Source organism: Bacteroidia bacterium (assembly GCA_033391075.1).
Lineage (GTDB): Bacteria > Bacteroidota > Bacteroidia > J057 > J057 > JAWPMV01.
Window position 1 is genome coordinate 7,981,718 of sequence record JAWPMV010000001.1, and the last position, 22,830, is coordinate 8,004,547.

At 44.1% G+C, this 22,830-nt stretch carries 8 protein-coding genes; 1 reads left to right on the forward strand and 7 read right to left on the reverse strand.

The features are described 5' to 3' along the window. The first annotated feature begins 202 nt into the window (after positions 1-202). Positions 203-8,197 (forward strand): ThuA domain-containing protein, encoded by a 7,995-nt coding sequence (locus tag R8P61_31725; GenBank protein ID MDW3651694.1) that lies wholly within the window; start codon positions 203-205, stop codon positions 8,195-8,197. Positions 8,198-8,683: 486 nt separating this feature from the next. Here the strand turns inward: R8P61_31725 and R8P61_31730 are convergent, their stop codons facing one another. From R8P61_31730 to R8P61_31760, 7 genes are all read right to left on the reverse strand, one after another. Then, the gene (locus R8P61_31730) at positions 8,684-11,659 is read right to left on the reverse strand and encodes a CHAT domain-containing tetratricopeptide repeat protein (GenBank protein MDW3651695.1); all 2,976 of its coding nucleotides are present in this window, start codon (positions 11,657-11,659) and stop codon (positions 8,684-8,686) included. Between the two features lie 124 nt (positions 11,660-11,783). Then, positions 11,784-14,120, reverse strand: a complete 2,337-nt coding sequence (locus tag R8P61_31735; GenBank protein MDW3651696.1) for a S8 family serine peptidase — start codon at positions 14,118-14,120, stop codon at positions 11,784-11,786. 126 nt (positions 14,121-14,246) lie between these two features. Further along, positions 14,247-15,101, reverse strand: a complete 855-nt coding sequence (locus R8P61_31740; GenBank protein ID MDW3651697.1) for a hypothetical protein — start codon at positions 15,099-15,101, stop codon at positions 14,247-14,249. A 13-nt stretch (positions 15,102-15,114) separates the two neighbouring features. Further along, positions 15,115-15,723, reverse strand: a complete 609-nt coding sequence (locus tag R8P61_31745) for a sigma-70 family RNA polymerase sigma factor (protein MDW3651698.1) — start codon at positions 15,721-15,723, stop codon at positions 15,115-15,117. A 362-nt stretch (positions 15,724-16,085) separates the two neighbouring features. Continuing rightward, positions 16,086-17,540: an arginine deiminase family protein gene (locus R8P61_31750; GenBank protein ID MDW3651699.1), complete on the reverse strand. Its 1,455-nt coding sequence runs from the start codon at positions 17,538-17,540 to the stop codon at positions 16,086-16,088. Positions 17,541-17,652: 112 nt separating this feature from the next. Further along, positions 17,653-19,545, reverse strand: a complete 1,893-nt coding sequence (locus tag R8P61_31755) for a tetratricopeptide repeat protein (GenBank protein ID MDW3651700.1) — start codon at positions 19,543-19,545, stop codon at positions 17,653-17,655. A gap of 208 nt (positions 19,546-19,753) precedes the next feature. Further along, on the reverse strand, positions 19,754-22,747 hold the full coding sequence (locus tag R8P61_31760; GenBank protein ID MDW3651701.1) for an amidohydrolase family protein: 2,994 nt from the start codon (positions 22,745-22,747) through the stop codon (positions 19,754-19,756). Positions 22,748-22,830: the final 83 nt, after the last annotated feature.

Below are 22,830 nucleotides of genomic sequence, written 5' to 3' on the forward strand. Positions count from 1 at the left end.
TATGCATAAACGGTTAAATTATGGGTGAATTCTAACAGGCTCCCACTGAAATAAGCCTTAACTTTGTAGAAAGAAGATTTGAGGTATGTTAATAGGATTACTACGGTAAATTATCTTTCCTTCAATCTATTTTAGACAAGAGTCTTTGTTTTTAAGAACCCATAAGAAGCGCCATCAGAAAAAAGCCTGAAGGCCACCTAATATGCATTACAATTTGCGCAAGTATATTCACCTTGCCTTACTACTCAATCTTGCCCTCATCGGGACCTACCTGAATGCCGGAGCTCAGTGTGTAGGCGCATTTAAAGTTTTGCACTATACTGAAACTTCTGGAGTAAATCACAATACGAAGGTCCAATCTCTCGCACTTTTCCAAAGTATCGGATCAACGTACAACTTCATTGTTGTAGAAGACAGTACAGGAGTAGAATTCAATACGCTGGCAAATCTCGAAACCTATGCAGTAGTCATTTTCTCAAATACATCGGGAGATGCTATTTTGACTCCTGCCCAACGAGCCAATTTCGAAGCTTATATCAATGGAGGAGGAAGCTATATGGGAATCCATGCAGCTGCCGAAACCTATCGGCACACCTCTGCACTAAGTAGCGGGGTAGGAGTTTGGGACTGGTTTGCTGAAACCGTCAATGGAGTCAGTGCACAGGAAACTCCCAAGGCTACCAGTCCTGCCAAGACAGATGTACTGACCCAGGAACCCATAGCTCAGGCTTATTTTATAGGGATACCAAATCCCTGGACGAAAACAGATGAGTTTTACTATTGGGAAAATGGATACCAGAATACAGCCTTTCTGGAAGTACTGACGGTCGATTCTACAGGAAGCCAGACTTATGATGTTTCCAGAATGGCGGCACATGTTTCTGACCTGGCAACAGGCGGGCGTGCATTTTATACGACCCTGGGGCACTCTCCCGCTGATTTTAGCAGTGATGCCGACTTTCAGAATTTTATGCGGAATGCAGTCCTTTGGACTTCAGCTCCCAATATTGACATTACGATTGGTACGGGCCTGACCGTGACAGGTGTAGTAACGGATGCCAGTTGCGATACCGATGATGGAGCCATTGATATTACCACTACAGGTGGTTCTGGAACCTATACCTATAATTGGTCTAATGGAATAAATACAGAAGATGTTTCAGGCCTGGCTCCCGGAGAATATGGAGTGTTGGCAAATGATGGACAAGGCTGTTACGGATTGTTGGTTTTTGATGTCGAAACCGGACCTTTCCCGATAGTAGATATTGATACCCTGCAGGAAATTGATTGTAATGGTGTTGCAGATGGATCTCTGATCGCCAATGTAAGTGGGGGAGGAGCTCCTTTTACCTATGCATGGGATTCTGGCCAGACTACAGCTACCATTAGTGGGCTGGGACCTGCAACTTATGAAGTAATCGTTACGAATGATGCAGGATGTAAGGATACAGCTCAGGCGACACTTTCTGAGCCACCAGCCTTAACCCTGGGAATTACACAAACGCAATTTATCCAGTGTTTTGGTGATGTAACAGGTGGCTTACTTGGAACAGCAGGAGGAGGAGTAGCACCTTATTCCTATTCCTGGAGCAGTGGCCAATCAACTGCTGCAGTGAATGGCCTGGCAGCAGGCAAATACGTGCTTACGGTTACAGATGCCAATCTTTGTACGATCAAAGATAGCCTGACAATTACCCAACCCACAGAATTAAATATCAGCCTTTCTGAGACCCAATCAATTTCTTGTTTTGGATTGGCTGATGGAGAAATAACTTCTACAATAAGTGGAGGAACCGGACCGTATACTTATGCCTGGTCCAATGGCGGAACAACGGCTATCATCAATGGTCTGGATACCGGAAAATATGTCTTGACGCTTACGGATGCTAATGGATGTGTTGCAAAAGATTCCCTGACTTTGACTCAGCCGGATAGCCTGATCGCTACCGCCTCTATTACAAATCAAATTAGTTGTTTCGGAGCTAATGATGGTGCCGGACAAGTTGTGCTTACAGGAGGGACAGCTCCTTTTACCTATGTTTGGAGTTCTGGCTCAACTGCAGCCACCACCAATAATTTAGGTCCTGGTACCTATATCATTGACATCACCGATGCCAATGGTTGTACGGCAAAAGATAGCATCACCTTAGTTGAGCCGACTTTATTGACACTCAGTCTAAGCGAAACCAATAGCATTGACTGTTTCGGAGATGCAGATGCTGAAATTACAGCAACCGCAGGTGGAGGAACTCTGCCTTATACCTATAGTTGGGACAATGGAGCAAATACCTCTGTGATTTCGCCCCTCGATACCGGGAAATATGTACTCACCCTGACCGATGCAAACAATTGCATTGTTAAAGATTCACTAACCATTACCCAGCCGGATACCTTAACAGTAACTGCATCCATCCAAAGCATCATCAGTTGTTTTGGAGCCAATGATGGAGCTGTAACATCCGTAGTAAGTGGGGGCACAGCGCCTTATATCTATAGTTGGACAGGAGGGGCAGCTACTGCCTCAAGTACGAATCTTGGACCTGCGACCTATGTCATCAATATTACAGATGCAAATGGATGTACCGCTATAGATAGTGTAGTGCTTACTGAACCCGCAGCCTTGACAACTACCTTAACAGAGAGTCAGGCAATTGATTGTTTTGGAGCCGCTACAGGAGAAATTACAGCAGTCGTAGGAGGAGGAACAGCTCCTTTTACCTATGCCTGGGATAATGGACAGACTACAGCAATTGCTTCGAACCTGAGTGCGGGCAAGCATGTTCTCACAGTTACCGATGCCAATGGATGTATAAAGAAAGATAGCCTTACGTTGACTGAGCCGACTTTATTGACACTCAGTCTAAGTGAAACCAATAGCATTGACTGTTTCGGAGATGCAGATGCTGAAATTACAGCAACCGCAGGTGGAGGAACTCTGCCTTATACCTATAATTGGGACAATGGAGCAAATACCTCTGTGATTTCGCCCCTCGATACCGGGAAATATGTACTCACCCTGACCGATGCAAACAATTGCATTGTTAAAGATTCACTAACCATTACCCAGCCGGATACCTTAACAGTAACTGCATCCATCCAAAGCATCATCAGTTGTTTTGGAGCCAATGATGGAGCTGTAACATCCGTAGTAAGTGGGGGCACAGCGCCTTATATCTATAGTTGGACAGGTGGGGCAGCTACTGCCTCAAGTACGAATCTTGGACCTGCGACCTATGTCATCAATATTACAGATGCAAATGGATGTACCGCTGTAGATAGTGTAGTGCTTACTGAACCCGCAGCCTTGACAACTACCTTAACAGAGAGTCAGGCAATTGATTGTTTTGGAGCCGCTACAGGAGAAATTACAGCAATCGTAGGAGGAGGAACAGCTCCTTTTACCTATGCCTGGGATAATGGACAGACTACGGCCATTGCCACCAATCTGAGTGTGGGCAAGCATGTTCTCACAGTTACTGATGCCAATGGATGTATAAAGAAAGATTCTCTTACGCTTACTCAGCCAACAGAGCTGATTGTGAGTCTGAGTATAACGAATAACATTTCCTGTTTCGGAGGAAATGATGGAGAAATAACGGCTAGTGTTTCAGGTGGAACCTTAGCCTATACCTACTCCTGGGACAATGGCCAAACTACGGCTGTTGCCTCAAATCTGAGTGTAGGAAAGCATGTGTTGACGGTAACGGATGCCAATGGATGTGTGAAGAAAGATTCCGTCATTTTGGGAGAACCTACCCAATTGATTCCTCAAGTTAGTATCAGCAATCAGATTAGCTGCTTTGGTGCAAATGATGGAAGTGCATTGGCGGGCGCTACAGGAGGAACAGCACCTTATTCCTATTCCTGGAATACAGGAGCGACCACAGCCGCAATTACAAATCTGGGACCCGGCACTTATATCGCTACGATTACCGATGCGAATGGATGTACTGAAATAGACAGTGTTAGCCTGGTCGAACCTCCGCAATTATTAGTAGGTCTAACCCTAAGTGAGGAAATCAGTTGCTTTGGGGAAATGGATGGTGAAATCGTGGCAAATGCCAGCGGTGGAACCTTACCCTATACCTATTCCTGGGATAATGGCCAAACAACTTCGATCAATGGAGGTTTGGGCATAGGGAAATACGTTTTGACCTTAACTGATGCCAATGGTTGTGTAGTTAAAGATTCTTTGACCCTTACACAGCCTGACACCCTGATTGCTACGGCTTCTGTTGCTACGATCATCTCCTGCTTTGGAGCCAATGATGGAGCTGTACAGGCGGCTGTTGTAGGAGGGACAGGCCCTTATACCTATTTGTGGAACAATGGACCTACAACGGCATTGAATCCCAATTTGGGACCAGGCAGCTATATCGTAACGGTAAATGATGATCGGGGCTGTGTGGATATCGATACCGTTGACCTGAGCGAACCGCCAGCCTTGACACTAAGTTTGGCAGAAACCCAATCCATTGATTGTTTTGGATTGACTACAGGAGCCATTAGCTCAACAGTAGGTGGAGGAACCGCTCCTTATACCTATGCCTGGGACAATGGATCTACGATGTCAGACCTCCTGGGACTAGCTGCCGGGAAATATATATTGACTGTAACGGATGCGAATGGCTGTACGATTACAGATTCTTTGGAGCTTGTGCAGCCCGATAGTCTTATCGCAACGGCAAGCGTAGTAAATCAGATAAGTTGTTTTGGTGCAGCAGATGGAAGCGCCAGTGTAGCCCAAAGTGGAGGCACGGCTCCTTATACCTATGTTTGGTCCAATGGACAGAGTACAGCAACAGCTACTGCTCTTAGTCCTGGAACTTATACAGTAACGGTAACAGATGTGAATGGATGTACAGACACCAGCAGTGTACTCATCACCCAACCGCCGATCCTTCAACTAAATATGGTGGAAGCCCTTGAGATCAGTTGTTTTGGCGAAACGGATGGAGCCATTAGTGCGTTTGTTTCTGGTGGGACACCATTTTATACCTATGCCTGGGATGATGGCCAAATCAATCAAACGGCTATAAATCTTGGGAGTGGTTGGCATTATGTAACAGCTACCGATCAGAATGGTTGTACGATCAGAGATAGTTTATATCTGGATGAACCTGCCCCTCTTGTAGGTAATATTGCAGAGTTGAACTCCATTTTGTGTTATGGAAATAATAGCGGAGTTCTACAGGCAAGTGCTGGTGGAGGTAATCCTCCCTATGACTATCTCTGGAATACAGGATCTCCCAATGCGATCATCAATAACCTGCCCGCAGGACAGTATTCGGTGATTATTACAGATGTAAAGTCTTGTGTTGATACCGTAACCTTTGATCTTCAACAACCAGATAGCATAATAGTAAGTACTACGATCACACAGACCATCTCCTGTAATGGAGCAAGCGATGGAGCTGTCGGTTCTCTGGTAACTGGAGGAGCAGCGCCCTATACCTATTTGTGGTCAAATGGAGTTACCACTTCTGATTTGATCAATGTACCCGCAGGTTCCTATGGCTTACTGGTTACAGATGCAAATGGATGTACAGGGGTAGCACTGGTGAATATCAGTGAACCTGCACCTTTAACCATAAATTTCAACAATACTCAGAATGTGAGCTGCTTTGGTGGTGCTGATGGGGAAGCTACAGCAGTAGTGAGTGGAGGAACGGCTCCTTATACCTATGTATGGAGTAATGGTCAAACGACTATGACTGCCATGAACCTGGCGGTGGGAACTTATACAGTAGTTGTTACGGATGATCGCTCTTGTGTAGATAGTGCGACAGTTGTCATTACTGAGCCTACTGCCTTGACGGCAACTTTAGGTGTCAGTCAGATTATCAATTGTAATGGAGGTAATGGTGGTAGTATCACAGCTACGCCTATGGGAGGAACCGCTCCTTATACTTACCTCTGGAGCAATGGACAAAGTACGCAAACAGCTATAAACCTGATAGCCGGTACCTATACCGTTACTATTACGGATTCTTTAAACTGTAGCTATGTAGACAGCCTGAATATTTCAGAACCCACAGTATTAAGGTCGACGCTCATGGAGGTCGCACCGATAAGCTGCCAGGGACAAACGGATGGTAGCTTGCAGATAGTTGCAGATGGAGGAACAGCTCCTTACAGTTACCTCTGGAGTACTGGATGGACCGGCGATATAATCACCGGATTGGGAGAAGGCTTTTATTCTGTAACAGTTACAGATTCTTTGGGTTGCACCAGCACATCGGATACGATGTTTGTCGCTCCTCAAAGTTTGCAGATAGAGATTGTTGTTTTAGATAGTATTGACTGCTTTCAAGCGAAAACAGCTTCCCTTACAGTAAATGTTCAGGGAGGAACCCCAAATTATATCTTTGATTGGTTTGATGGTTCTACAACCCAGGATAGAAGTGGATTGGGAGCCGGAACCTATAAATTGACAGTTATTGATGCCCGGGGTTGTTCTCAGGCTGATAGTGTTGTAATAGTCAGTCCTCCAGAATTGACCTCAACGATGAATCTTTTGTCGGATGCTTTATGCTTCGGATCTGCTGATGGACAGGCTGAAATTCTTCCAGCTGGGGGATCACCTCCTTATAGCTACCTCTGGTCAAATGGAGATACCTCTGCCATAGCAGATAGCCTTCCCGCAGGGAGACATTATGTTACCCTCACGGATGACAGGAATTGTGTACTCATGGATAGCGTGGATGTGGGTGAGCCTACAGCATTGAGTGCTGTGATGGCAGTTGTCAATCCCATTACCTGCGCATTAGGAGCTGACGGACAATTATCTGTAACTCCATCCGGAGGAACAGCCCCTTATACCTATCTCTGGAGCGATGGGCAAACAGATTCTCTGGCTATAAATTTGGCAGCCGATACCTTTAGTGTGGTGATTACGGATGCTAATGGATGTACACTGGCAGATACCCTGATCCTCACCGATCCTGCTCCGCTAAGTTTACAGATCGCTCAAACCCAATCCGCCAATTGCGGACTTGCGAATAATGGGGAAGCCCAGGCTACGATAGCTGGAGGAATTGCGCCTTATACCTATCAATGGGATAATGGACAAACAACGTCAATTCTTCAGAATGTGGTTCCTGGTCAATACCTGCTTACCGTAACTGATTCTTTGGGATGTACGATCACGGACTCTGTAACTATTACAGAAGAAGTACCCTGGACAGCAAGTATAAGCATAGTTGATTCCGTTACCTGTAGCGATACAAATGATGGAAGTGCCAGGGTGGATCTGGATGTCCCGAGTACCGGATTTAGCTTCAACTGGAGCAATGGGCAAAACACCCAAATAGCTACAGACCTGGGGCCAGAAATGTACATCGTGAAAGTACAGGATCAGTTTGGATGTGATACAACTTTAGGCATTCAAATGAATCAACCGGACTCCATAGAGATATTTGCCTCTATCATTCTGGCAACTCCCGGGGAGTCTAATGGCTCAATCAAAGTAGATAGCCTACGGAATGGCACAGCTCCTTTTGACTTCTTCTGGTCCAGTGGAGATACAGATTCTTTGGCGAGCATGCTTGCTCAGGGAACCTATTTCCTCAATCTAGTAGATGCTAAAGGCTGTGAGGTACGACAGGAATTTCAGGTGGACACCACCACTTTTGCCTGGGAAAACTTCGAAGCCAGACCTGATTTCAACCTCTACCAGATACAACTGATTTGGTCCAGTTTGAGAGAGGTCGGAAATGAGAAATATACGGTTGAAAGATCTATCGATAGATTGGCCTTTACGCCTATTTTGGAACAGCCTTCCGGAGGAGATAGCTTTAGCACCCAATCCTATGAAGACTGGGATGAGACTCCGATTGAAGGTAGAAGTTTCTATCGCATCAAGCAGACCAGCTATAATGGCTATTTTACCTACTATTCACAGATACGGGAAGTATTCTTTGGAAATGAAGAACCCGGATATGTACTGGTATTCCCGGTGCCTGTGGTTCGTGGGGAAGATCTACGAGTTGAATTTGAAATGAAGAATGTGAAGAGTACAGAGATTCTCCTACGTAACTCTGCACATCAGGAAGTATATAAACTGACTGTTCCTCTTCCTGAGGGTCGTCAATCCTTTGAGATACCAACGGAAGGCCTGAGTCCCGGACATTACTACATACTGGTAGGAAATGGTGACGAAGCCTATAGTGCTCAGTTGATTATAGAGGATAATTAAAAAATAAGGCCCCACATTTTTGTTTGTGGGGCCTACCTCCAGGTTATAGGTCAAGTAATCTGTCTATGAAAGGTGATAAGGTTTGTTCTGGATTAAGAACAAGAGCTTCCTGTGTTTGATCTGTGTGTGTAGGGATATATTGTTGAAAGGACAGATTCTCAATCCTCTATCTTTTGTGTTTCAGATTATGCTGGATAAAAGGGGGAATGTCAGTACAATCGGTTCTGACATTCCCTTTCCCTAACAATTAGCTTTTCCCTTAAAAAAGAACGATGATCTCGAAAGAGGCAATCTTCTTTGCTGGACACATCAAGTTTGGGTTTCTGAGTCAGCTTGAAGCTTTGGGTACCTGATTCGATTGCAGAAATAAACTCTGCAGATTCATCTACCTAACGGGGCGTAGAGATTTTTTACATCAGATAGATTAAAAAAAGACAAAAAAAAAGCCCGAAACCTTCAGGTTTCGGGCTTGCAATATCAAAATACTTATCCGTTAAACTTTTTATTTCGATTGATGAGGACAAGACCAATGCTACAAGCCATGAGTAAAGAGATGCTCAGAAGCAGGTAGCGAAGGATGGGGGAAGGGGGATTGATCGGTGCGGTGGAACCAATTACGGTGGGAGCTGCCCAGTAAAAAGGAGGTCCATAGCTACTTCCTTCCCGATTCATACTGATCTTGGCTTTTTGCAAGGCCAGGGCTTTGTTATCTCCTTCGATAAGGTTTTGGTAAAAACGCTTCATCAGCTCGGCATTAGATGCATTTTGCACACTCCATAAGGTTGCAACAATACTCTTCGCACCCGCATAGGTAAAACCTTGGGCCAAACTCGCAATTCCCTCTCCCGGCAGTAATTCTCCTGCCTGGGTTTCACATGCACTCAATACCACCAGTTCTGCATCCAGATTCAAATTGTAGAGATCGCTGAGATACAATCGCTCATTGTCGATATTATCCTCGACAGGCTGGAATGCGAGATAGCTGTATTTGCTATTGTATTTATTGAATATACCGTGGGTACCTAAGTGAATAAAGCGATAGCCTGGAGCTTCTTTAATGAATCTTCCCAGTAGGCCTTTCTTTCCCCCAGTAGGAAAAATCTCTCCACCCAATAATTCCTGAATCCGCTGAATTTCATCTTTACTCGCTAGCAAAGGGATCAAATCAGCACTTGAATCCGGCTCGCTTCTCCCTTTGAAGAAATCCAGACTCATCAGCTTCTGTTCTTCTGCACTCAAGTCCTGTTTGGCTAAAGGCGTAAAGTCCGGGGCAAAAGCCAGGAATCCTTTTTGGAACCATCCCGCTGAGCTTTTGCGATTCACTCCTTTCAACCAAAGTTTTGCTGAGAAGTCATAGCTCGCAGCCATTTCCTTTAGTAAAAATGGATACAAACTTACTGGAAGGTTTTCCTTTGGCTTCTGTGTAAGCAAAGCATCTATAGGCAAATAATAGATTTCTCTATCCGGAATGATAATCGAATATTTCCATTTATCCTTATCCCAAAGTTCTCCTATCAATTCCTCAAACAACTGATTCCCGAGACAATCAAATAGCTTCTTCTGCTCTGCGGGAACTTCATTGATCCAGTATTCTGTATGAGGGAGTAAGGCTGCATATTCCTGTATCTCATCTTTCATGGGACTTATTTCCCTCAACTCGATGTGATTTTTACTCAATGCAAAGGCAAACCATTTATTATCTCCAGCGAAATACTCAATCATCAAGGTCGAATCTCCCAATTGAGCCTGGATTTCCGCTACATTCACCAGTTCCGTATCGTATTTGATGCGGTAATAATCCGGATACTTTCTCCCAAATTCTTCAATAAGAGCAGCCAGTTCTCTTTTCTTCTCCAGAATCTCTTCCAGGACTTCTTTATAGCTCTCATCTGCTTCCTCCATCTGGTCTCTCTGCTGCTCAAAAATCGCAATCTCTCTTTTTAACTGGTTTTCATGATCGAGTGCTTCCTGGGGAATGTCCGCAAAAGATTTCGCCTCTTTATCGATCATAGAAGCATATAGCAGGGTGGCTTTCGCTTTTTCAGACAATTGAAAGGCATAAGCATTATTTCCCTGATAAAATGCTACTTCAATGGCTCCTTCATAGGTAGGATAAACCTCATTCATGAGAAACAATTTGGACTCCTGCTCCTGAAAATTGGTGCGAAGTTCATCAATGAGTTTTATCGCCAGGAAGTAGTGATCATTTGCTGCTTGTAAAGCTTTGGGATTCTGATCTGCCAGATATTGCTGGAAAAAGGTTTGAGCCTTGGCTCCCAGGGTCTCTATCAAAAAGCGATTGGAAGCATCTCCTTCTAATTTATCAAATGCAGGTAATTGAGTAAGGTCGGTACTATCATGTGCTTTTACCATAAGGGAAAGCGCTTGCTGATAATAGGTAAAGGCTTCCTCAAATTTCCCTTCTTTTCTATATACATCACCAATACCGGTCAGGCTATTTCCGAGGAAAATTCTCCCTTTAGCCGAATTCGCAATGGTTCTGTAAATTTTTTCTGCTTGCTGATAATTGTCTATGGCTGTTTCATATTGATCTTTTTCAAAATAAATCAAGGCTAGATTTGAATACGCGCCAGCGCGTATAAATTTGTCCCTGGCAGATGCCGCGATTGTTTTTTCGTAATAATTGATGGCTTCAGGAAGATTCTTACCGAGGTAATACATATTGCCAAGGTTCATATAGATTTTCTGGATCCAGATTCCTTTGGCTTTGTCTATACTCAGTTTCTCTACTTCCTTCAGGTGAGCAATTCCCTGCTCATGTTCTTTTAGCTTTTCGAAGATGACTCCTCTTTGATTTCCGCTTTTTACCTGCCAACTATATTTTTCAATTTCGCCATAGAGATTCCAGGCTACCGTATTGAAGCCAAGTGCGCCATATGGATCACCTTTATCAATATGTAGCTGTGCGGCTTCATGGTATAAATAGGCTTTAAAGAATGTGTCATCTTTATCGAGTACACCGATTTTAGAATTGACTTCAATGAAGCCCTGATCTAATAGCTTTTTTGACTCTTCCAGGCGAAGCAATTGTCGATTTGCCATAGAAAGATTCGCATAACATTTTACAATATTATGATTTCCCGGAGGCAGGCTATCTTTTCGGATTCGAAGGGCAATTTGGTACAATTGAATGGCATTTTCCTGATACTTCAGGTTTAATGCACGTGTAGCAAGTTTGTACGCAAAATCTGCATGTTCAAGGGTGTAAATTTGCTCGGAGCATGACGAAGAAGCAAGCAAGTCAAAAGCAGCTTCATAGTCTGCGAGGGCTTTCTTTTCAAGAAGAATTTGTTCTGCTGGATCCTGGCTGTTTCGAATAGAAGTAACGTATTGTCCAGCTTGTCGGTACAGGGAATCTACGCTTTGTGTACAATCATTGGCATACATTCCCAGATGGCTTTGGATTATTATCCAAAGCAGAAAGGGCATTCTGTGTTTCATTTGCTTGGGTATTTACAAGGTCTTCTAAATAACTCCTAAAAGCTGTAAATATTGCCAAGACAAAAAGGTCGAATCATCTTTTAGACAATTCGACCTTTTCTTTTTTCCCAAATACGGAAGAAAATTATGGGCTTCTTCTCAGGACAAAATAGGCCAGAATGAACATGATAATGAGGATCAAAATTATCCACCACCAGTAGTTGGCTGTGGGGGTATCAGTTCCAATTTTTATCTTGACAACAGCTTCGGAACATACAGAAGAAGCTGAACAAATCTGGTAGGTAAAGCTTACTTCTTTATCAGAGGCCTGAGGACTAAAACTGATGGTCCCGTCAGCATTCACGATTGCTTCTCCATCAGCCGGATCTAATGCCTGTGTGATTGTAGGCAGGAGTCCAGTCGAGGGACAATCGTTGAGCCTGACATCAAAACTCAGGCTTTGTCCATTTGCTACCAGATACGCATCTTCTCGAGCGAGAGGGACATTATTACAATCGTCAATGAGGACCTTTAATTTCCGGTTATCATCAATCTTATTTGCAATCCCGGCCTCTACGATAGAGTAATCAGGATTTTTGGAAGAAGCATCAAGGTTTACAGCAGCGGGTGCACCTGGACTTTGGGCTTTTGCTACTGAAATAGGATGTGATAATACCGCTGTAACAAAAGGGGCAGCCATAGAGGTTCCAGACATGATTCCATAAGAACCACCATTTACTGTGCTTCGAATATTTGTACCAGGGGCTGCTATTTTTGCAATGAAATCCGAAAAATTGGATGTTGCTGCAAGGCTGGTATAATTTTCATCCATAGCTCCTACAGCCAAAATAAGTTGAGGATAGCTTTCTGCGAATGCTGCTGGCCAAAAAGGATCGGTTTTTAAGTCATCTCCATTGTTTCCTGTGGAAGCGATAATTTGTGTTTTGGCTACACTCGTTTGCAGGCTGGCAATAACCATCCCAAGGAGTTCAGATTTAGGACCTTTGTAGCCCATACTGATATTGATGAGATCAGCTTCTTCCAGCGCTGCATAGCGAATTCCACAAGCCAAATCGAAAATCCGGGTATCATTTCCGTTTTTCCCTACCTGAATACTAATAAGCTCGATAGGTAATTCGGGGATGAAACCTGTGATGATCCCTGCAACATGAGTACCATGAGAAGAGGAGCCTTGTATGTCATAAGGATTATCATCGTCAGCATAAAAATTATATCCTTGTGCTTGATTGTCGCTCATGCAAGCGATTTTACTGGGATCAGTACTAAAGTGCCCCTTTAGATCCGGATGATCCTTATCTATCCCCAGGTCAATAACTGCTACTTTTACAGGAGCAAGATTACTCATGTCCAGACTCGTTTCCAGACGGATATTCAAGTCAGGTCCCGCTCCAATACCTGGACTTGGATCGACCAGATAGTCATACCCCAGCTGGACATTATCACTTCCTCCTCCTACAGCTTCAACCTCTCCACATGCACTGGTAAGTAAGGAGACAGGGCCTACTACTTGATCTCCAAGTGAGTCCTGAAAACTTTCGGGGAAATGATAAAGACTGAACTCATCACATAAGCAGCCTTCTCCAGTTATAGGAGTTATGCCCAATTCCTCCATTCGTCTACGGACTCTTTCTCTTCTCAATGTGGTCATATTCGGGTCTAGTCGAAGTATTGCCCTAAGCTTGCCTGTATTGTCCCTGGCAGATTCATGACTTTCATTGCCCGGACTTACTATCAGCCTGATATTTACAGCTCTTGTATAGCCAAAGTTTGGACTCTGTCCATGCTCAAGTTGAACCGTATACTGTCCTGAATCGGTATAGGCTACAGCTGGAATGCTCAAAATATTTGAAGGTCCTCTTTGGATAATTGTAGCTCCACCATTGGCATCAATTTTAGACCAGAGATAATTATTCCCAGCTGCTCCGGGGCCGGCTGGAGTAGTGTCTTCCTCAACTACCAATTCTACCGAGTCTCCCAGAATAGCACTTGCTTTCACATCTGGACCAAAGGATTTCTGTGGTGTGAGGGTAAAGTTGGGATTAGGAGGCGTTTGGATAAAAACGGAAACATCTGACAGGCTAAGTCGATTTAAGCTTACTGCCAGAAAAGATACAGATGGCGGCAAGCTGATAGCGGTTAGAAAGTTATCAGTTAATTCAACCGTGCTTAGCGCTGTCAGTTGAGTGCGGGGATCATATCCATCAAAAGTCCCTCGCAAATTATTTTCTGCTAAACTCAAGGCAATGACCTGGCCATTCCCATTTATATCAACTCCTGACCAGGTAGATGCTGGTGATCCCAGATCCCAGCCACGAACCCAGCGTGAGCCGTTTGTATTGTTATAAATAGTTACCAGAGCGAGTGAGTCCTGGGGATTGACTGGAGTTACTTGTTGAGCATATAACTGTGAGCTCAGTCCTACAAGTATGACTGACAATAGAAGTGCGCGTAGTTTCTTCATCAGATTGGTTCTGTTTATGTTTCTTATCCGGCCGGGAAATTGCGTTCTGTCCGGCCTATTCAGTACTTAGTATTCCCGTTGTAATGCTTTGTAAGCAAGAGGATTATAGCTAAAAGGAAAGAACTTTCAAAGTTCCTTCCCTAAAGGTTCCAGGCTCTTGAGGAGGCTGTTGTCCAGTTCTGCACAACTATATCCTGCCTCATTCTTAGTTTTTATTTTCTGCAAGCTTGCTTCATAGCCTGCTTTATTTTCTTGTTTTATCTGGAGCAAAGCCAGGTTCTTGAGGACCTTGCACTGAAAGGCATCGGCCTGTTCTTGCTCTGCACTGAGTCGCATCAGAATTTTCTCTGCTGCCTGATCATCTCCTGCCTGAGAGAAGGTCAAAGCCTGTACCAAATGATAATTTGAGGCTTCCGGAGCTTCAGATAAGAGGGAATCCAGGCTAGTTAGGACCTTGTCGTACTGTTGAGCTTGTAGGAGGGAAGAAAGATAGACATCAAATTTCTCTTTTTCAGCCCCTGAGGGCGCTCCTGCCGTATTGCTCAGCATCAGATTGAGTTCCTGGGCGAAGCTGTTTTGGACTTCTTGTGAAAAATCTGGTCCCTGAAAAAGGCTATTGATAATAGCTCCGGCTATCAGGAGAATACAAGCAGCGATTGCGATTCGATAGAGCAAACTGCGGTTTGTACCTTGTTTTTCTTCCCTGGCAGGCCTGGGATCAAATTGCACTACTTTCGCCTCGGCTTCTACCACAGATGTATCTAATTTGGTAGTATGCCACGATTCCTGGAAAGCTTTCATTTGCTTGATCCCTGCTTCCCGACTTTCCGCTTCTTCCAGAAAAGCTTCCCACTCTTCATATTCATCTGCGAAATCCGGATTGTTTTGCCGCTGATCTTCAATCTGTTCTTTGACAGAATCCGATGCGGAGCCCTCAAGGTAAGTGATCAACTCGTTTAAGGATATTTCTTGATATTGCATAATTGGCTTTTCTTTATTCGTCCTTGAAGTAATTAAGCAGCTCCTTGCCCTTGTCCCCCAAAGCCTTCCGAAGTTTCGGTAGTGCTCTATCTCGTAACGACCGTGTTTTGCCAGGAGCCCAATTCATTTCTTTTGATATTTCTCGATTTTGCATGTTGCCAAAAAATCTTAGTTCTATGTAGGCCCGCTGGTCCGGAGACAGATCTTCTATGCAGTCCCGCACGTGTTGAAAATCCATGTCCAGGTCCAGTTGAGCCATCGTGTTTTCGACTACTTCAGGCAGGCTTTCGGTTGCTATCGGGTGATTGGGACGAATATATTTATCGTATATATAGTTCTTCGTGACCCTTCCCAGCCATTTTTTGAAGTAGTTGTCTGGTCGTTTTGCTTTTTCCTGATCCTTGTCCAGCTCTTTTTTTAGCTTAAAGAACATCTCCTGTTTGATATCTTTTACCTCTTCCATGTTTTTGACCATGGAAATGGCAATAGAAGCCAGGTACCTGTCATACTTATTGAGCAGGTATTCGAGTATCCTTAAGTCTTTGGTTTTGCGATAGTAAGCAATGAGCTCCGGATCAGACTTGTGAGCGAAGTCCTTCGGAGAAAGTGGGTAGTTTTGCACAGGTAAATGGTTCTGGGTATCCTTATCATTTAAAGATAAGAACTTTGGTCTATCTGGCAAAGACTTGACTTTCTGGTGTTTTGGAGCTGTAAATTTCCCCATAAGGCTAATTGTTCTGTTCAGGTTATGTGAGCGTTTACTTGGTCCGTAATGCTATTTCCTATATGGCTATGATCATCATAGAATCATCCGTTCAATTAGCTAACGGGCAGGGGGAGTTTTTTACATCAGGGGAGGAATAAAAAATGTGCGCATGCGTTCTGGTGTTCTTGTATTATAGTGGGTAATTTCTCTATCAACTACCGCACTACAACACTAAAACACCAATCGCTCAAGAACACCAGAACACCAGAAAACGTATTTTATTCTCTCACAAGCGGCATCGTCAAACAATGCGGCCCACCATTATCGGTGCGAATCTCATTAGAGGACATGAGTTGGAGGTGTGAATGCTCGCTGTAGGAGGCGAGGTTTTCTTTTAAGGCATTTGTGGTGATCTCATTTCTGTGGTAAGCGACCGTACGGAAAGGGCTAACAGTAAAGACGTTGCCAGCCATATTGTGCTGTTCGAAGAGGGCAACCCGCAAATGCTCGAAAGGGGTGACATAATTGTCAGGAGAGCCACCGATCCAGGTGATCATATTAGGATCGATAAGATCATCTTCGATCAATTGATTCAGGAAGTATTTCGCAGGACGTGGATTCCTTTCCACCTGCCCCGTCTTATTATAATGATCGCGTTCATATACTTCTGTTCTGCCTGCAAATTCAAAGTGTTCCTGAGAAGGAATCCGGCTTAAGTCCGTTTGAATTACTCCCATGGTATCTCTGAGCCAGCGTACAAATTTCTGCAGTACTTCTTTGGGAGTACCAATTTCGCCGGGATCAGGATGCCCAAAAATATAAGGCATAGCAATGGCTGCCTTTGGGCCGACCATATTGAAGACAGTATCCAGGTGAATGAAGCCTCGTAAATCAGGTACATTCACCAAATAGACCTTTTGGATCTTTTTGCTTTTATCTTTTTCGAAAATCTCTTTTACCAGAAGTTCAAATGCCTGACGGGTGGTACGATTGGAATAGAGGTATTCATATCTCCCGACACCTATTGCGATTACTTCTTCACTCAAAACGAGAATATTTCCTCCTTCCAGCAGCAAATGCTCATGCAGACCGCTGGCTGTATAGTCGGATTCTATATCCCTGACCAGCTGAACCATATCCAAAAAGATGGATTCCGGTCCAAACTCCGGATGGTATTTGAAGAGTGAGCGAACCAATGAAGGCTCAGGTCTCCTTCTTGCGGATGCCATGGAGGTGATGATCACTCCGCTTGCAATGGTGGCAGAAGAGTCCCGCATCCACATCAATTCTCTTTTGGGAGGAATGATGATGTGGGGAAGTTTGCCATTGTTAAGGGTGAGCTTGCGGGGATATCCTTCTATGAGGTCGCGAACGATCTTTGCCGGTTCATAATTCTCCAATTTGATCCCTCTTGCCTGCAAATGATCCACATACATATCTGCCGTCTTGTATAAGGTATCCTGAAGGATCTTATAACGTTGGCGATAATCTGCTCCATCAAAAATATCTATGAGGAGGTCTCGCAATTCGAGTACATTCTCTGCTCCGATTTCTGCCTCGATAAAACTCTTGAGTGCGTGATGGTCTTTTTTTAGTTCTGAATAAACCCGGGGATTGGGGCCCATCAAATGATGATCTCCGGTCCAGGGAATGATGTGTCTATGCTCTGCTCCGGGGGTATGAACGAGAACTTTCTTTAGTTTACTGTATTCAGAAGTAATCGAGGGCTTCATAAAGGAATCGGTTTTAGAGAATAAACTCCAATATAAAGCAAAATGTATGGGAAAATCAGGAAATTCCGGAATCTTTTTTACCTGAAAAAAACAGATAGGGGAGGGGAGCCCCTTATTTATATTTCTGGATCAGACTTTTGAATTCCGGTTCATTGCGGTAGGTGCGGAAAGCGGAGTAGAAATACACATAGCGATCCATCTTCAATCCATTTTTCAAAGCGATCTCCAGATTTTCATAGAAAAGGTTTCGCTCCTTCTGATCTGCATATATCGCTGCAAGCACTCCATAAGCTCTCGCCAAATCGTACTGCTTTTCGCTCAACTCCAATACGATCTCCATATCACTGATGGCTTCACTGAAGCGCTTCATATTGTAATAAAGGAGTCCTCTATTGTAATAGGCCTCGGCATAATCCGGCTTAATACGTATGGCATCATTGAAGTCATTCTCTGCTGCTTCCTGCTGACGAATCCGCGGCTGGGCATGGATATATCCACGCTCATTATAAGCTTTGTAGTTTTGCGGATCTATACGCAGAATGTGATCGTAATGGTCTCGGGCCTTCTCATAATCTTTGAGAAAGATGAAACACTTGGCAAGTCGACTATCTACTTTGATATAGCTTTCATCTTCTTTCACCTGAATCAGGGAGAAGTATTTAACGGCTTCTTCAAATTCTCTTCTTTCGAAATGTCCCATACCTCTCGCCCAGTAAACTACATCTTCAATGGCCGAACTGATGAAGTCATTTTCTCCTTCAAAAAGATCATTGGCCATATTGAGGATCATACTTCCCTGTGTGACTGTATCGGAGCGGGTGGTATACAGATATTGAAAAGTGATGCTGGTTTCATCAGGGCCCATCTCTTCCAACTCTCCCCACATAGCCAGATCTGCACTTGTGCGGAGGATCATTTCTTTTACCGAACCAAAAGCCGGGGGACAATCAGCCTCCTGAATCTTTTGGAATTGGAAATCACTGCCAGGATAGGCATCTGTATCTGCAAACATCTCCAGTCGACGCTCTATGGCTTCCACATAATTGGGGTCACCTGCTTCGCAAGAACCTTTTTGGTTGAAGGGAAGCTGGAGAATATTAAAGGTCTTTCTATCAGAGAAAACATAATCCGAATAGTCTTCATTCATAAGACCTATTCCTTTGGATACTTTCTCCGGAACTCCCAGTAAGAACATGGATAGGAAGATGAGGGCTCCGATTAGAAAACCTGACCCAATCATCTTGATTGTTTCTCTGCGGTTTTCTGTTTTCTCTACCTGATCCTGGATCATGGGCCGGGCCTGCACTTCACTTTCAGGAAGTTTCCATTCTAGTCTTTTTTCATTATGCTCAAGGACATACATTCCCCAATCCAGTTTGCTGGTTCCATTATGAAAAGGCTTGCCCTTCCAAAGCATCTGATCCTGTTCAAAATCGTAGCTGACTTTTTTATAGTCGAAACGATTGGCATAATTGTCTTTGACCAGGCGGAAAGAATCCTGAATACTTCGTCCTTTGGAAAGGCCGGAATAGAATGCGTGGGCTATTTCTTGTGAATATCTTCTTCCTCCCGGTTGAACCTCAGTCATCAGAAGTGCAGGTATGTCCATTTGGAGCATAAGATCACGAAGGTGTGGATCTCCACATCCATTCATAAATACACACTGCAATCCTGGAAGTTTACCAAGCAGGCTAACAAATGCTTCGGCCCTTACCTTTTCCTCACCTCCATCATTTCTGAAGTGAAGTCCACTTCTATCCTGAAAACCGGCTATATGGACAACGGATATTTCCTCATTGAAAGCATGCTTGAAAAGCTGCTCGTAGAGGAACATTCCTTTGTCAGGATTTTCTTCAATAATGCGGAAATTGGTTTGAGAACGGCTGTTTTTAAAGATATCAGAAATAGCTTTCCTCTCCTGATTAAGGAGTTTGGTACGGCGCTTATCTTGATGCGAATTAGCGCTAGCAAGTAAGATAATAGGTATGTCGCTACTTCCTTGCATAAACAGGGTTAAAGGAAACCGCTGGGAACCACCAAGTTATATAAACCGAATGCATTCTCTATATTTCTACGTTTCAATGGCGAAAAAATTCCATTGAATGGCCTCATTAGCCGATAAAATACGCTTTTTTAAGCAATTTTCAGTAAATGAGACTTTTTCGCGGATCATCAATCCGGATTTTTAGAAAATTTAAAGAATTTGATTGATTCTAGCGTGTTAGGTCTCTTAACCTATATATTCTTCCGTTTTTAACAACTCTATCTACGTTCCAGGCATCAGAAATGTTTGTCAGAGGATCTCCGTTTACAATCACAAAATCAGCCAGTTTTCCGGGCTCCAGGCTCCCCAGATCACGATCTACCCCTAAAGACTCTGCTGCCCGGATCGTAGAACTTTGCAGTGCTTCAAAGGGGCTAAGTCCTGCCTTTACATATAGCTGCAACTCTGTATGAAGGCTCCAACCATAAGGCAAAATGGGTGAATCTGTCCCAGAAGTGATTTTTCCTCCGGCATCCAATAATTTTCGCAAATGGGCAAATTCCGAAGGCAACTCATTCCTCCATCTCGGCAAACTTTTCTCCTTCCATACATTCAGAAGGTCTCGAAACTCTTTTTGCATATCCCAGGTGTACAATTCCTGGTAAGTTTTATGTTTAAGAATTTCCGGATTTTCATCCGAATGAACAATCAAGCCTCCTGTCAGTGCCAGGGTTGGGGTGAGGTACATACCTGACTGACTCAAAATCTCTGTCACATCCTGATAAGAAACACTTGTCTCGGATTGTTTGAGAGAATATCCTCTTCGACTCGTTGCCCTCACATGTTCTACGGCATCCACTCCATAAGCTGATGCAGGATATATTTCATGCGAGCTCACTGGGAGTCCCCATGAATGGGCGGTTTCAACGACCATTTTTTGAGCACTATCCGGTAGCCTGACATAGGTTTTTACCAGATCATACTCCAATCTCCTTGCCCGTTCGAGTTCTCTCATCAGCTGGGCGGGATTTAGCATGGCATTGCCGACCTCATAGTATATCCGGCTGCCGTCGGTTAGGTTACCCGTAAAGAATAGTCTGGGACCGGGTCTTTGCTCCGAACTCCAGGATTCTTTTCTTTCTCTTGCATCATAGGGATCTCCGCCTACCTCTCTGACAGAAGTAATCCCATAGGCCAGCCATATTTTTCCCAGAAGCTCCCCGCCATAGCAGGTTTGATGCGTGTGGGTGTCGATAAGGCCGGGAATGATGGTCCGGTTAGAGGCATCTATGATTTGCATGCCTTCCGGATGATTCTTTATAGGGGTAATCTCTTTGATGCGATTTCCCTCTACGAGGATATCTACTTTATTTCTGTATTGGGTGCTTTTTCCGTCAAAAAGCTTTCCAGCACGAATGACATAGGTGTCTTCGGGAATCGCTCTTTTCCAGGTGAAGGCAAGCGGAATTTCATTTTCCTTGCCATCTGTTATATCGATGCGTTTTAACCTATCAGTAGCCAGATAAAGGAGACTTTTTCCATCTCCACTCCAACTAGGGCTATCCGCCAACTCTTCCGTAATCCTGAAGGCTTTACCCGTAGGATTGCCCAAAGAATCTACAGCCTGTATCCAAAGTTGTCCTTCCTGAATGAAGGCCATATGTTTTCCATCAGGTGACCAGATGGGACCATTATTGCCACGTGTTCCCAAAGGCTTTCCTTCAGAAAGTTGCAGAGCTCTTTCGGCTTTTGTTTCTATAGAAATCAGGGTGGCTTGATTCCTGCCTTCTCTAAATCTTGCTGAATATCTTTTTAGCTCAGAAAAAACGACATTTTCGCTATTGGGAGACCAGGTAGGAGCACCCGGACCGAAAAGCCCTTCTTTCAATACTTTCGCTCTTACATTGCTGAGGGTAAGTACCTTCAAATCGGTAGGTCCGATGAAGTTCATTCTGCTTACATTATAGTAAGCAATTTTTTCTCCGTCTGGTGACCATGCCGGATAAATGATTCCATCTTCTCCTCGGCTTAGTCTTCTATCTTTTTCTGTCTCCAGATTATAAACCCAAAGGTCCATCGTGCCTTTTCTGTCTGAAACAAAGGCAATTTGTCTGCCATCCGGGCTCCAGGTAGGATCCAGGTCAACAGCTGGGTCATCGGTAATCTTACGAGCATTGCCTCCGATTTCCTGAATCCATATATCACCCAATGCGGAAAAAAGGATAGACTTTCCATCGGGAGAAAGTTCCGGAGATCGGATACCCATAGGAATTTGGGCGTTCTGGTTATCGAAGTCGTAGGTCTTACGCGTATAGGCTTTCCTCCTAAAATCAACATAGGCCGTAAAGTCAATGCTGATGTAACTTTCCTGGCCCAGCATACGACGACAAATCTTCCCATCAGCAGTATATACCAATTCGCTATCAGATAGCCAGGAGCCTCTGAAAGGAAAAATATCTTTATTGGAAGTTTTCAAGGTATCAATGTTGCCCTGGCTGATGCCAATTCGCAATTGATGGGTGAGACCGTCTTGAATAGTGTGCACAATCAATTCCTGACCGGAAGGGCTCCAAAGGGGCATGCCGATCTGGCCAGTCAGACTGGGTAGGCGAGAAATTCTTCCTTCAGCATCTTTCAAGGAAAGCCCATTGACTCTATCCACAAAGGCGATGCTTTTTTCATCGGGCGAATAAGCGGGATAATATTCATCCCCAGGACTGGAGGTTATCTGTTTCCAGTTTTTATTTGTGAGATCAATTTCCCACAAATCATAATTGCCTTCTCTGTCAGAAGAACAAATGATTTTATTGCCATCGCTGGACCAAAAGGGTTCTCGATAGTCAAAGGAACCTTTGCTATGCTGTTGCAGATCTGTTCCATCTGCTTTGATGGAATAAATGTGAAAATTACCGTCCAGGTAGGAATGAAAGGCTATTCTGCTTCCATCCGGAGACCAGTTGGGTAAGTGGCTACCACCTAATTCGCTTGTAATGGGCTTCGCAATTCCTCCATTTACAGGTAAGACCCAGATTCTGCCCTGGAGATCCATGGCCAGTGTCTTTTTGTCTGGAGAAAGAGAAACTGCAATATTCGTCCCTTGCTGTAAAGCAATCAGATCTCCCGGCTCTGGGCTTTCTTTTACCGGAGCTTCATCACATGCAGTGTAGATCAGTATGCTGGCAAGGATGAAAAATAAATTGGCAAATTGTTTTATGCCTTTCATTTCCTTTATCTGAGGTCTAATTAATTGGGGCAATTTAAAAAAATATGTGAAGCTTCCCGTGAAAGCTGTGCTGGATTATTCTC

Coding starts and splice junctions, on each gene's coding strand:
- R8P61_31760 (MDW3651701.1), bottom strand. CDS start 22,747: ATGAAAGGCATAAAACAATTTGCCAATTTATTTTTCATCCTTGCCAGC.
- R8P61_31755 (MDW3651700.1), bottom strand. CDS start 19,545: ATGCAAGGAAGTAGCGACATACCTATTATCTTACTTGCTAGCGCTAAT.
- R8P61_31735 (MDW3651696.1), bottom strand. CDS start 14,120: ATGAAGAAACTACGCGCACTTCTATTGTCAGTCATACTTGTAGGACTG.
- R8P61_31740 (MDW3651697.1), bottom strand. CDS start 15,101: ATGCAATATCAAGAAATATCCTTAAACGAGTTGATCACTTACCTTGAG.
- R8P61_31750 (MDW3651699.1), bottom strand. CDS start 17,540: ATGAAGCCCTCGATTACTTCTGAATACAGTAAACTAAAGAAAGTTCTC.
- R8P61_31730 (MDW3651695.1), bottom strand. CDS start 11,659: ATGAAACACAGAATGCCCTTTCTGCTTTGGATAATAATCCAAAGCCAT.
- R8P61_31725 (MDW3651694.1), top strand. CDS start 203: ATGCATTACAATTTGCGCAAGTATATTCACCTTGCCTTACTACTCAAT.